The organism is Alcaligenes sp. LTN-3 (genome assembly GCF_059735605.1).
Genome location: NZ_JCAPDN010000001.1, coordinates 57,339 through 69,199, shown reverse-complemented (window position 1 = coordinate 69,199; position 11,861 = coordinate 57,339). Strand labels below are relative to the sequence as shown.

At 55.1% G+C, this 11,861-nt stretch carries 12 protein-coding genes; 1 reads left to right on the top strand and 11 read right to left on the bottom strand.

Going from position 1 to position 11,861, the window contains the following annotated elements:
• Window positions 1-167: 167 nt before the first annotated feature.
• The 11 genes from cheZ to flhD form a co-directional block, all read right to left on the bottom strand.
• Window positions 168-809: a protein phosphatase CheZ gene (gene cheZ, locus AC6I6N_RS00325; protein WP_108727136.1), complete on the bottom strand. Its 642-nt coding sequence runs from the start codon at window positions 807-809 to the stop codon at window positions 168-170.
• Between the two features lie 13 nt (window positions 810-822).
• Window positions 823-1,212, bottom strand: a complete 390-nt coding sequence (gene cheY, locus AC6I6N_RS00320; protein WP_094196098.1) for a chemotaxis response regulator CheY — start codon at window positions 1,210-1,212, stop codon at window positions 823-825.
• A gap of 44 nt (window positions 1,213-1,256) precedes the next feature.
• Window positions 1,257-2,315 carry a protein-glutamate methylesterase/protein-glutamine glutaminase gene (locus tag AC6I6N_RS00315; protein WP_094196097.1) on the bottom strand — a complete coding sequence of 353 codons (1,059 nt, stop codon included), beginning with the start codon at window positions 2,313-2,315 and terminating at the stop codon, window positions 1,257-1,259.
• A gap of 63 nt (window positions 2,316-2,378) precedes the next feature.
• Entirely contained in the window at window positions 2,379-3,221 is an 843-nt protein-coding gene (locus AC6I6N_RS00310; RefSeq protein ID WP_230018714.1) for a CheR family methyltransferase, read from the bottom strand.
• 4 nt (window positions 3,222-3,225) lie between these two features.
• A complete protein-coding gene (locus tag AC6I6N_RS00305; RefSeq protein ID WP_094196095.1) occupies window positions 3,226-4,962 on the bottom strand; it encodes a methyl-accepting chemotaxis protein in 1,737 nt (578 codons plus the stop codon).
• 127 nt (window positions 4,963-5,089) lie between these two features.
• Window positions 5,090-5,590, bottom strand: coding sequence for a chemotaxis protein CheW (locus tag AC6I6N_RS00300; protein ID WP_094196094.1), 501 nt, complete (start codon window positions 5,588-5,590; stop codon window positions 5,090-5,092).
• A 16-nt stretch (window positions 5,591-5,606) separates the two neighbouring features.
• Complete coding sequence (cheA, locus tag AC6I6N_RS00295) at window positions 5,607-7,703, bottom strand: chemotaxis protein CheA (protein ID WP_264672606.1); 2,097 nt, start codon at window positions 7,701-7,703, stop codon at window positions 5,607-5,609.
• 86 nt (window positions 7,704-7,789) lie between these two features.
• Complete coding sequence (motB, locus tag AC6I6N_RS00290) at window positions 7,790-8,728, bottom strand: flagellar motor protein MotB (protein ID WP_108727133.1); 939 nt, start codon at window positions 8,726-8,728, stop codon at window positions 7,790-7,792.
• A gap of 12 nt (window positions 8,729-8,740) precedes the next feature.
• On the bottom strand, window positions 8,741-9,616 hold the full coding sequence (motA, locus tag AC6I6N_RS00285) for a flagellar motor stator protein MotA (protein WP_108727132.1): 876 nt from the start codon (window positions 9,614-9,616) through the stop codon (window positions 8,741-8,743).
• A gap of 193 nt (window positions 9,617-9,809) precedes the next feature.
• On the bottom strand, window positions 9,810-10,460 hold the full coding sequence (flhC, locus tag AC6I6N_RS00280; protein ID WP_094196090.1) for a flagellar transcriptional regulator FlhC: 651 nt from the start codon (window positions 10,458-10,460) through the stop codon (window positions 9,810-9,812).
• Window positions 10,461-10,490: 30 nt separating this feature from the next.
• Complete coding sequence (flhD, locus tag AC6I6N_RS00275; RefSeq protein WP_094196089.1) at window positions 10,491-10,817, bottom strand: flagellar transcriptional regulator FlhD; 327 nt, start codon at window positions 10,815-10,817, stop codon at window positions 10,491-10,493.
• A gap of 435 nt (window positions 10,818-11,252) precedes the next feature.
• Here flhD and AC6I6N_RS00270 point away from each other — a divergent pair, with 435 nt between their 5' ends.
• Window positions 11,253-11,750, top strand: a complete 498-nt coding sequence (locus tag AC6I6N_RS00270) for a C40 family peptidase (protein WP_108727131.1) — start codon at window positions 11,253-11,255, stop codon at window positions 11,748-11,750.
• Window positions 11,751-11,861 lie beyond the last annotated feature (111 nt).

The following is an 11,861-nucleotide window of genomic DNA, read 5'->3' as shown; positions in this document are numbered from 1 at the left end:
ACATTTTGCGCTCGCACGGCATGCTGCGGGGTCATTCTAAAAGAGGGCTGTGGCTCTGATAGCGCGGAGAAAGCCTGATAAAAGCAGGCTGTTCCTCACAAGCAAAAAGGCGCTGCAATGCGCAGCGCCTTAAGAAAGCAAACCCAATGATCAGGTAGGACCAGAAATCAAAAGCCCAGATTGGCCAGCAAATCGTCCACTTGATCCTGGCTGGTGACCACTTCCGAGGCTACGGGCGAGACCACCGGACCATTGATAAGGCTATGAGTTTCTTCACGTTTTTCTGTAGGAACGTTATCGACCAGCACCTGAACCAGTTCGGTTTCAATCGTACCGACCACACCGAGCATGCGCGTGATCACCTGACCGGTCAGATCCTGAAAATCCTGAGCCATGATGATTTCCAGCAGATTGTCCTGCGTCTGCTGGGCCTTGACAGGCACATCGCGCAAAAAACCACGGGTGCGCTTGACCAGTTCGCGAGCCTGATCCTGGTCCAGGGGCTGTTCAAACCATTGGTCCCATTCGGCATCCAGCGCCTGGGCGTCTGCCTGCAGGGACTCTTGCAAAGGACGCACTTGCTCGGCTGCATTGAGCACCCGGTTGGCGGCCTGCTCAGTCATGCGAGCCACATAGTGCAGACGATCGCGGGCATCCGGAATCGCGTGCGCGGCATCTTTAATGGCCTGATCCAGACCCAATTCGCGCATGCTTTCCCGCAACAGACGGGTCAGATTGGCGATGCGGTAAACCAGATCAACCGGTACGCTCTGGGGGTCGGGATGATTCGATGTTTGCTGTGGATCCATGACGTACTCCGTATTAACCGGCCATTTTCTCGAAGATCTTGTTCAGCTTCTCTTCCAGCGTTGCGGCGGTAAAGGGCTTGACGACGTAGCCATTGGCGCCCGCCTGAGCGGCGGCAATAATGTTCTCTTTTTTGGCCTCGGCCGTCACCATCAGCACCGGCAAAGAAGACAGGCTGGCATCGGCGCGAATCTGCTTGAGCATCTCCAGCCCGTCCAGATTCGGCATGTTCCAGTCAGAGACTACAAACTCAAAATTGCCATTACGCAATTTTTCCAAGCCCATCTGACCATCTTCTGCTTCGTCTACATTCTCGTATCCCAGATCCTTGAGCAGGTTCTTGATAATCCGGCGCATGGTGGGAAAGTCATCGACGACGAGAATTTTTATATTTTTTTGTACCATTTACATTCTCCAAATGAGTAGCATGCCAGTGCGTTCAGGACCGTTTATACACGGTGCCCAAAAGCCCCCACACTGGCCAGAATTCGTTCGCTAATCTGCCCCAAGGGCAACGCTATGTCGGTTGCGCCAATTTGCAAGGCTTCACGCGGCATGCCAAAGACCACGCTGGTGGCCTCGTCCTGGGCAAACGTCATGGCACCGGCCTGTTTCATGGCCAGCAAACCTTGCGCGCCATCCTTGCCCATACCAGTCAGAATGACCCCCACGGCATTGCGTCCGGCCAGTTCGGCGGCAGAGTGAAACAGCACATCGACCGAGGGCCGGTGGCGATTGACAGGTTCACTGTCCACCAGTTTGACCACATAGTTGGCACCCGAGCGGGCCAGCTTCATGTGCGCCACGCCACCAGGAGCCAGATACACGTGACCGGGCAACACGCGTTGGCCATCTTCCGCCTCGTGCACCTGCATGGAGCACAGACCATCCAGCCGGTTTACGAACGAGCGCGTGAAACCGGCTGGCATGTGTTGAGTGATCATGATGGCCGGGCAGTTGGCGGGCAAGGGCTCCAGCACCTGACGAATCGCCTCGGTGCCACCGGTGGAGGCGCCAATCATGATGAGTTTTTCAGTCGTTGAAAAATTATGCGTCAAGCGACGCACCGGGGCCGAGCCTGGCACTGCCGGGACAGCACGGCGCGGACGGGCAATGGAGGCGGCACGGATCTTGTCGGCAATCAGGTCCGAATAATCCAGCAGACCATCGCGCAGACCCAGCTTGGGCTTGGTCACAAAGTCCACTGCACCCAGCTCCAACGCGCGCAAGGTCACGTCCGAATTGCGCTCGGTCAGCGAGGACACCATCACCACGGGCATGGGACGCAAGCGCATCAGACGCTCCAGAAAGTCCAGACCGTCCATGCGGGGCATCTCGACATCCAGCGTCAAGACATCCGGATTGTGCTCTTTGATCAGCTCTCGCGCCACCAGCGGATCGGGGGCAACGGCCACCACTTCCATATCCGCATGGCTATTGATAATTTCCACCATCAGGCTGCGCACCAAGGCGGAGTCATCTACACACAAAACTCGAATTTTCTTCATGCTACTCATAATCCCGATTTCAAGCGCCAACAGAGCTCAGGGCGTGCAAGCCCCCCTTGGACCCTAGTTCCGGACATACACCGTCTGACCCAGCAGGCGAAAGGCTTTGGTCAGGTAGGAGAAGTTCTCGGAATGCCCCACAAACAACAGGCCACCCGGTTTGGTCACAGCGGCGAATCGCTCCAGAATGCGCGTCTGATCGTCCCGGTCAAAATAAATCATGGTGTTTCGACAGAAAATCACATCAAAACGACTGGACGAAGGCCAGGCCGACCCCACCAGATTGAACTCCTCGAACTCCACCATATTGCGCAGCACCGGTTTGACACGCGCCAGGCCTTTGCGAGCCCCCACACCGCGCTGAAAGTAACGCGGCAGCCACAAATCGGGTACGGGCTGGATACGCTCCAGGGTGTACACGCCCTGACGGGCCTTATCCAAGGCGGCCGAATCAATGTCGCTGGCCAGGATAGACACATTCACATCCGGCGAAGGGCAATGTTCGCGCACCGTCATGGCAATGGAATAGGCTTCCTCGCCGGTGGACGCTGCGCTGCACCAGATATCCAGAGGTTTGCCGCGTGTACTGACAAACTTGCCCAGAATATCGAAGTGATGTTGTTCACGGAAAAATGCCGTGTGATTGATGGTGAACGCGTTAACGAAGTCCTGCCACTCCTGGCTATGGGTGTCCTGCTCCAGAATATCCAGGTACTGTCGCACCTCCCGCATACCCGCGTTCTGGCTGCGCATACCCAGTGTGCGGGCCACCATATCTTCTTTGTGGGTACCTAAGATGATGCCCGCATACGACTTGAGCAAGCGCGCGGCTCGCTCACAGTCGGCCCTCGAGGCCTGCGGGATCGAGGGCAATGTATAAACAAAAGGTTCCACAGATGTGCTCATATAACTACAGGCTGGCCAAGGTCCCGCTAAAAGGCCCCGTCGACAGACGCTCGCCGGAACGCAATCGCTCCGGCTCGGGCGCCTCATACGGATCATCGATAATGTCTTGTGCGCTCACTTTGAACGCCGACACCGCGTCGGACAGACGGGTTGCCTGATCCTGCAAGGAGCCCGCTGCTGCGGTTGCCTGCTCGACCAAGGCCGCATTTTGCTGCACAACCACATCCATTTGTGCAACTGCCCGGTTAACCTGCTCAATTCCTTCTGACTGTTCGTTCGAGGCTGACGAAATTTCCGCCATGATAGTGGTCACACTCTGTACCGAACTGACCACCTCCATAACCACTTTGCCCGCCTCATCGACCTGACGGGTTCCTTCTTTAACTTTGGCCAACGACTGCTCGATCAAACCCTTGATCTCACGGGCCGCTTGCGCGCTGCGCTGGGCCAGGCTGCGAACTTCGCCGGCCACCACGGCAAAGCCCTTGCCCTGCTCCCCTGCCCGGGCCGCCTCTACCGCCGCGTTCAAGGCCAGAATATTGGTCTGGAAGGCAATACCATCAATGACATTTACAATCTGGGCAATTTGTCCCGAACTGGCCGACAAGTCTTCCATGGTCTGCACCACAGTCGAGACCGCCTGTCCGCCACGCAGCGCCACATCCGACGCACTCTTGGCGACCTGATCCGCTTGCTGGGCATTGTCCGAGTTCTGACGTACGGTGCTGGCCAACTGCTCCATGCTGGCCGCAGTTTGCTGCAAGGAGGCCGCCTGTTCTTCCGTGCGGCTGCTCAAATCCGTATTGCCCACATAGATTTCACGCGAGCCAAACGTAATTTCTTCCACCCCCTGACGCACGGTATGCACCATGGACTGCAAACTGTTTTGCATGCGTCGTACGGCGTCATACAGCACACCGATTTCATTGGTGGACTTCACTTCCACACGCTGGGTCAAATCGCCGCTGGCAATGCGATCAAAATGTGCACCCGCCTGACGCAAGGGACGCAGCACCATGCGGTTCAGGAACACATACACCGCCAAGGAGATAAACAGGCAAAACACCATCGCCAGCCCCACCAGACGGACCACCATGTTGTACTGCTCGTTTTCTTTCTGGTACTGCTCATCGATAGAGCGCTGCTGAGCTTGCTGCAAGGAATTCAAGGCGCTATAGAGATCTTCTTCCAAAAACTTGGTCGTGGTGGCCACATAGCCACGAAAACCAGCGATATCGCCCTGCTCCAGATAGGCAATCAAAGGCAGCACCCCACCTTGCATCAAGGACATGAAGGCGGCATCCACGCGCTGATAATAGTCGTTGGTGCCTTCCAGTTGCGTGGCAATGCCCTGATACTCAAAAAATGCTTCCTGCGCCAGCTCGAACTGCTTGCGTGTTGCCTCCAGGGCATCCTGGGTCGCTGTGCTGATTGCCGAGGTTTTGGGAGCAACGTCGCTCCACTCGGCCATCAGGTCCTGATTTTGCAGATCGTTGCTGACCACATAGCTGATAGCCGCTCGTCCAATCAGGGTTTGGGTCTCTTTGTAGCTCTCGATGGCCTGATACATGGCCGAGCCTACTCGCTGATTGACCACGATGCTTTGCAGCGCACCGTTATTGGCGCGCAGGGACAAAATCCCCAACGCAGCACCTGCCACCAGCATGACTAAAAAAAACACCAGTACCAGAATCAGACTGGTCCGCACCTTCAGATTGGCCAAACGTAATCCATCCAGCATTGCAAGCACCTTGTCTAGAGTAGATCCGAACATCAGAGGCGCTTGTGACGCCTCCCCCGACCCGAACATTCCTTAAAGGACCCGGTAAACAGGTCCCCGCTTTGCCAGTCTTTGCAGACTCGGGCGATCAGGCCACTGCGCTATCGACCAGCGCCATCTCTTCGCTGGTCATCAATTTTTCAATATCCACCAAAATCAGCATACGTTCACCCAGCGTACCGATCCCGGTCAGGTATTCGGTCGAGAACGCCGTGCCAAAGCTGGGGGCGGCGCTGATCTGGGACGACTGCAAAACCAGCACGTCCGACACACCATCGACCACCACACCGACCACACGGTCGCGCAGATTCAGAATCACCACCACGGTCTGGTGGTCGTACTCCACCCGCTCCATGTTAAAGCGCACCCGCAAGTCCGCGATCGGCACAATCACGCCGCGCAGATTGGTGACACCCTTGATGAAGTTCGGTACGTTGGCAATGCGGGTTACGGTCTGGGAGTCGTAGCCCCGGATCTCCTGAACTTTCAGAATATCGATGCCGTATTCCTGGTCGCCCAGAGTAAATACCAGATACTCCTTGCCGCCAGCCTCGGCAGCTTCGGAGTGGGAAGTAAAGTCGTTGGACATAAAGATCTCCGAATAATCAGGCCCACGTCGAGGCGGGGTCACGCGCCAGACGTTGCAAGGCAAAAACATCAACAATCAGGGCTACGCTGCCATCGCCCAAAATGGTGGCAGCAGAAATACCCGGAATTTTTCGGTAGTTGGCTTCCAGGTTCTTGACCACGACTTGATGCTGACCAATCAGGTGATCGACCAGCAAGGCAAAGCGCATGTCTTCGGCCTGCAAGATAACGGCAATTGCGCGGGTCACATCTTTCTCGGCCTCTTCAACCGAGAAAATATCCCGCAGGGAAATCAGGGGCAGATACTCGCCGCGCACAAACATCACGTGATCGGTATCGGATACACGGCGCAACTGCTCTTCGGTGGGCTGCATGGATTCGGTCACGTGGGCCAACGGCAAGATAAAGACCTCATTGCCTACCTGCACCGACATGCCATCCAAAATGGCCAGCGTCAGGGGCAGGACAATACGGGTGGTAGTGCCCTGACCCGCACGTGAGTACAGTTGCACGTGACCACCCATGCTTTGAATATTGCGTCGCACCACGTCCATACCCACGCCACGCCCGGAAATTTCCGTCACTTTCTCGGCCGTAGAAAAGCCCGGTGCAAAAATCAGTTGCCAGACCTCATCGTCCGGCATGGTATCGGTCACTGGCAAGCCCGAGGACATGGCTTTTTTCAGAATGCGTTCGCGGTTCAGACCAGCGCCATCGTCCACCACCTCGATAATGATGTGGCCACCTTGATGCTGGGCCGACAAGGTCAGCACGCCCTCTTCTTCCTTGCCCACAGCCAGACGATCCTCAGGCATTTCAATGCCGTGGTCGATACTGTTGCGCACCAGGTGAGTGAGCGGGTCAATAATGCGTTCGATCAGGCTCTTGTCCAGCTCGGTGGCCTGCCCTTTGGTGACCAGACGAATTTTCTTGTTCATGCGCGCGGCGCTTTCACGCACCACACGCGGGAAGCGGCTGAACACATAGTCCATGGGCATCATGCGGATGGACATCACGGACTCTTGCAAATCACGTGCATTGCGTTCCAGTTGCTCAATACCGTTGAGCAAACGATCATGGACGACTGGATCCAGCGTCGAGGCCGTTTGCACCAACATGGCTTGGGTAATGACCAGCTCGCCCACCAGGTTGATGATTTGATCCACTTTCTCCACACCGACACGGATAGTGCCGGACTCTTTGGGAGCGGCAGCCTTGGCCGGTTTTTCTGCTGCTTTGGCCGTGGCAGCAGGCACAACCGCTTGGGTTTTCTCAGGTTCGGCAGCCGCAGCAACTGGCGGAACTGGCGCAGCAGTCGCTTGTGCTGTCACGGGAGGCTCGGCAGCCTCGGTACTCACAGAAGCCACGGTCGCCTCTGAAGCCTGAGCAGGTGCAGCGGCTTGTCCCGGCACAGCGGCCGGTTTTACCGACACCTGATCGGCATTCAAAATAAAGCAGCACACAGCCAGAATATCGTCAGCCGAACCCGTGGTTTCCACCCAGATATCCAGGCGGTCACCCTCGCGTGTCTGATGGACGATGGTGCCCATCAGCTCCATTTCCTGTTGCAAAGCCTGGGCATCTTTATCCGACACCGGTCCCATGGACACCCGCAGCGGCAGGCCGGTTGTATCGGCAGCCGGTTCGGGTTCCGGTTCAGGCTCGGCCTGCAAAATCGCTTCGGTGCCTTTCGTATCGGTTGCCAAAATGCCCTTTTGTTCCAGGGCCAATTGCCTCAGTTGCGCGCAGATGCGGGTGTAGGCTTCCTCGTCAGGCTCCTGTTCCTCGCGGTAGGCATTGACTTGTCCGGTTAGCACGTCCTTGGTTTCCAGAAAGAGGTCAATCATGTCCTTGCGCAATTGCATTTCGCCATTACGGACCAGATCGAGCAGATTTTCGAGTAAGTGGGTGGTTTCAGCCAGCTGACCGAAGCAACCAAACGTGCCGGCACCACCCTTGATTGAGTGCGCGGCCCGGAAGATGGCATTGAGCTGATCGCGATCAGGCTCGTCCAGATCCAGCTCCAGCAGCAAGCGCTCCATGTCCGCCAGCAACTCATCGGCTTCATCGAAAAAGGTTTCGTAAAACTGACTCAGATCTACGCCGGAGCTCATGAACACTTCCTTCCTGGTTATGGCTTAGAACAACAAAACAAAAAGCACAGCCCAATCGCGTAGGCCATCGGGCCTATTAACAGGCCTTAAGGCACCATTGGCAAGGCAGAAGGCATTTCAGGCAGACCGGGAATATGAATACTGATGGGTCCCTCGGTCTCCTGCATGGCTTCGCGCAAATCAAACTCTTCCGAACCGCTTGCGGCCTGCTCATCCATGCGTCGTTCCGCCCGGCTATTGAGCACGAGCAGGCTGATACGTCGATTTACGGCTGCAGCCGGGTTATCTTTAACCAGACTTACACTATCGGCCAAACCCACCACCTGCTTGACTTTGGCCTCGGCCAGGCCGCCAGCCACCAGCTCCTGTCGAGCGGCATTGGCACGGTCGGCGGACAACTCCCAGTTACTGTACAAACGCTCGCCACTGGCGTACTGCAGCGAATCGGTGTGACCGGAAATCAGAATCCGGTTAGGCATCTCGTTCAAGGGGGAACTTAGCGAGCGCAAAATGGCCCGCATGTAAAGTTGCACCTGGGCACTGCCCGTAGAGAACATGGGGCGGCTTTGACGGTCAATAATCTGAATACGCAAACCGTCCTGGGTCATGTCCAGCAACAACTGCGGACGGAACTCTTTCAGGACGGGATCAATACGAATTAACTCCTCCAGCGCTGATTTCAAATCCTCCAGACGCTCGACGTCCTGACGGTCGTCGGCGGCCTGGTTGTTGCTGACACCAGGATGAGGATTGGGAACCAGACTGGGCTGACCACCCGGGATGACACTGCGTGAATAGTCAGACTGATGGCCACCAGAGACGGCATCCATCAAGGGCATGCGAAAGTAATCGGCGATTTCCTTCAAGTCCTGCTTGGGAACCAGAGAAAGAATCCACATCACCAGAAAAAAAGCCATCATTGCCGTCATGAAATCGGCATAGGCAATTTTCCAGCTACCACCATGGTGCTCGGCATGGGCCATCTTCTTGCGACGGATGACCACGCGATCCTTATGATTGCTCATGAACGCATCCGCTTACGCTTTGCGACCAGCACCCGAGCGGGCCTGACGCACATGCTCCTCCAGTTCCTGGAACGAGGGGCGATCGGAGGAAAACAGCACTTTACGGCCAAACTCCACCGCCAGTTGGGGAGGGTAGCCATTCAGGTTGGCCAGTAAGGTCACCTTGATGCATTCCAGAACCTTGACCGAGTCCGACGTACGGCGCTCGATCGTTGCGGCCAGTGGCGCGACAAAACCGTAGGCCATCAAAATACCCAGAAAGGTCCCCACCATGGCCTTGGAAATCAGATCAGCCAGCACGGCGGGCGGCTGGTCAACCGAAGCCAGGGCTTTCACCACCCCCAGCACCGCCGCCACAATGCCGAAAGCGGGCAAGGCATCAGCCACTTCACGCAAGGCGCGCGCTGGCACATTCAGCTCATGCTCGTGGGTTTCAATGTCCTGATCCATCAGCGTTTCAATTTCAAACGAGCTCATATTGCCGCTGATCATCAAACGCAGGTAGTCGGACACAAAGTTCATCAGAACCGGATCCTTCACCACATTGGGGTAATCGGAAAAGATAGGACTTTGCTGAGGATTTTCGATATCGGCCTCGATAGACATCATGCCATCGCGCCGTGCCTTGTTCAGCAGCACCGACAGCATGCCCATCAGTTGCATATATAACTGCTTGTTGTAGGGGCTACTGCGAAAGGCGGTCGGCAAGGCTCTGGCCAGCAGCTTGATGGACTTACCGCTGTTGGACGCAAAGTAGGCCCCAAGGGCCGCGCCACCAATCAGCAATAACTCAAAAGGCTGGTAGAGCGCACCCAGATGCCCACCCAGCCCCACAAAGCTCCCGAAAACGGAAACGAAAACAATGATATATCCAAGGATGATAAGCACGGATACGCCTTCTTCAAATACACGCTGCTAATGATGGCGGCAAGCAACCGGGCTAAAACGACGCGTTAATGGCCTTTTTCCAGCCTAGATCGACGCTTCCAGTTGCCTTGACACGTTCAGATTCTTATCAGATCCACATCAAAAACCAGCATCCATCCGGCTTTGCTGCACACTGACGATACAAAAGCTCTTGTTAAACGGGCACGTCTACCTGGACGTTGACATGCCCCGGGGCTCTGGATTGCGACTGCCTGACAGGCTCCGATTTTCGGCTTTTGCTAGCAGGAGACGTAGAGGCGCTGCGCGCCTTGCTGGCACGCGTCTTGCCTGCCCGTGGGGGCGGACGGCAAATGGCACAAATAAAGCCCGCGTCAGGGTCGTGCGCATGGGCCACAAAGCCCCCTTTGCAGCGTTCGCATTGGGACAGTTGCAGCAAGCCACTATCAAAAAAGCGCAACAGCATCCACGCACGGGTAAAACTGAGCACAGGCTCTTCATCTGGCTCGAGCTCCGAGCGCCCGGCCGAGGATTGCTCCAGGTACAAACGATAGGCCTCAACCAGCGCACGACTTTTGTCGCAAGGCGTATGCACAGCCATGAACTGGTAAATACTAAAGAAAAGACTGGAGTGGATATTGGGCAGCCAGGTCATGAACCAGTCGACAGAAAAAGGGAGCATGCCTTTAGGCGGCGAGCAGCCTTTGACTTCGCGGTATAAACGGGCCAGCCGGTCATAGCTCAATGATGTTTCTGCTTGCAAAACCTGCAAGCGCGCCCCCAGCTCAATCATGTCGGAAGCCAGCCCAATTTCCTGGGCTTCTTTGGCGACGCTTTTTATAGCCATAGTTCTTGATGTAATAAGTTCGCAGCGGGTTTAACCGGCTTGCTCTGCCGTCGCGCGTTGGGACAGAAGAATGGTGGAGTGGGCCTGCTGCAATACCCCTCCGAGCACATCCTGCGTCAAGGTGGTAAGCAGGTCGTAATCGTTGAAACGGAAACCGCAAATCAACGAACTGGAGCTGGCCAGTTTGACCAATTGAGCAGGTGACAGACGCAGCAAAGTCTCTGCCACATCGGAGTCAAAGCCCAAACGGAACATACCTGCCGAAAAATTCTCCCGCAGCAAACGTTGTGCGAGTAACAAGTACGACAAATTGACTTCCTGAATATCATTCAGCAGCGAATTTTCCGATACGGGCATGTCAGCCATCCTTGTAAAACTGTTAATCAGCTAGTTCTGTAACGAAACATATTTAAAACATATAAAGTTACATAAATATGTTTCATGCCTTGCAATATATTGCATGAATACATTTTTTACATTATCAACGCTCTCGACACAAACTGTCCATGAATACTCTAAAAACATGGAAAACGTCGGATATATGCAATAAACGTATCAAGACACAGCAGAATATTATCAGATGCTCACTTAATGTTGTATATATAAACTAGATGTAACATGACAAAAATCAAAACGCTTGTATCAAAAATGTGTTTTGTTGCATGTATTAATCATTAATTCATGACTATTTCGTCGATCCCGCTTAGGCTCTGCCTGAAAATCGACGAAATATCGGATATTCTTCCGATAAGCGTTTGTGTCGCCAACCCCACATCCGTTTTGTAACAGCCCATGATTCCTGCTGCTTTTACGCAACGTCTGCTTACCCTGTGCCTGACTCTGCTTCTGGCGGCTTGCGCACATACCCCTTCTTCACGCCCTCCAACTACCCATACCTTTGAGCTTGATGAGCAACGGCGTTCCGCCGTGGTCCTGTCCGCCTTGAGCCTGCTGGATACCCCGTATCGCTACGGCGGGCACAAACCATCTACCGGCTTTGATTGCAGTGGGCTGGTGCATTATGTATTCAGTCAGGAATCCAGCTCCCCTGTTCCGCGTCGTACCAGCGATCAGGCCGGCGCGGCGCGGCGCGTCAGCCGCTCGCAGCTACGCCCTGGCGATCTGGTGTTTTTTAATACACTGGGCACGCCCAACTCGCATGTCGGTATCTATATAGGCAAGCAACAGTTCATCAATGCGCCCTCCAGTGGTGGGCGCGTACGAATTGATTCTTTGGATAATCCCTATTTCGCCAAACGCTTTGAAACGGCTCGCACATTCTTTGATTGATTCATCGACAAGCCTGCAGTATCGGGATTGAATGGAACATGAGCCTGTATGACAAGGCCCTGTTCCATTGAGCACAAATAACAAAAGGGCCCATGATGAGTGGGCCCCTTT

What these genes read in the sequence shown, in the direction of transcription:
- flhC (WP_094196090.1), bottom strand. Translation starts at nt 10,460, where the DNA reads ATGGCTATAAAAAGCGTCGCCAAAGAAGCCCAGGAAATTGGGCTGGCT.
- AC6I6N_RS00310 (WP_230018714.1), bottom strand. Translation starts at nt 3,221, where the DNA reads ATGAGCACATCTGTGGAACCTTTTGTTTATACATTGCCCTCGATCCCG.
- cheA (WP_264672606.1), bottom strand. Translation starts at nt 7,703, where the DNA reads ATGAGCTCCGGCGTAGATCTGAGTCAGTTTTACGAAACCTTTTTCGAT.
- AC6I6N_RS00270 (WP_108727131.1), top strand. Translation starts at nt 11,253, where the DNA reads ATGATTCCTGCTGCTTTTACGCAACGTCTGCTTACCCTGTGCCTGACT.
- AC6I6N_RS00300 (WP_094196094.1), bottom strand. Translation starts at nt 5,590, where the DNA reads ATGTCCAACGACTTTACTTCCCACTCCGAAGCTGCCGAGGCTGGCGGC.
- cheZ (WP_108727136.1), bottom strand. Translation starts at nt 809, where the DNA reads ATGGATCCACAGCAAACATCGAATCATCCCGACCCCCAGAGCGTACCG.
- flhD (WP_094196089.1), bottom strand. Translation starts at nt 10,817, where the DNA reads ATGCCCGTATCGGAAAATTCGCTGCTGAATGATATTCAGGAAGTCAAT.
- AC6I6N_RS00315 (WP_094196097.1), bottom strand. Translation starts at nt 2,315, where the DNA reads ATGAAGAAAATTCGAGTTTTGTGTGTAGATGACTCCGCCTTGGTGCGC.
- AC6I6N_RS00305 (WP_094196095.1), bottom strand. Translation starts at nt 4,962, where the DNA reads ATGCTGGATGGATTACGTTTGGCCAATCTGAAGGTGCGGACCAGTCTG.
- cheY (WP_094196098.1), bottom strand. Translation starts at nt 1,212, where the DNA reads ATGGTACAAAAAAATATAAAAATTCTCGTCGTCGATGACTTTCCCACC.
- motB (WP_108727133.1), bottom strand. Translation starts at nt 8,728, where the DNA reads ATGAGCAATCATAAGGATCGCGTGGTCATCCGTCGCAAGAAGATGGCC.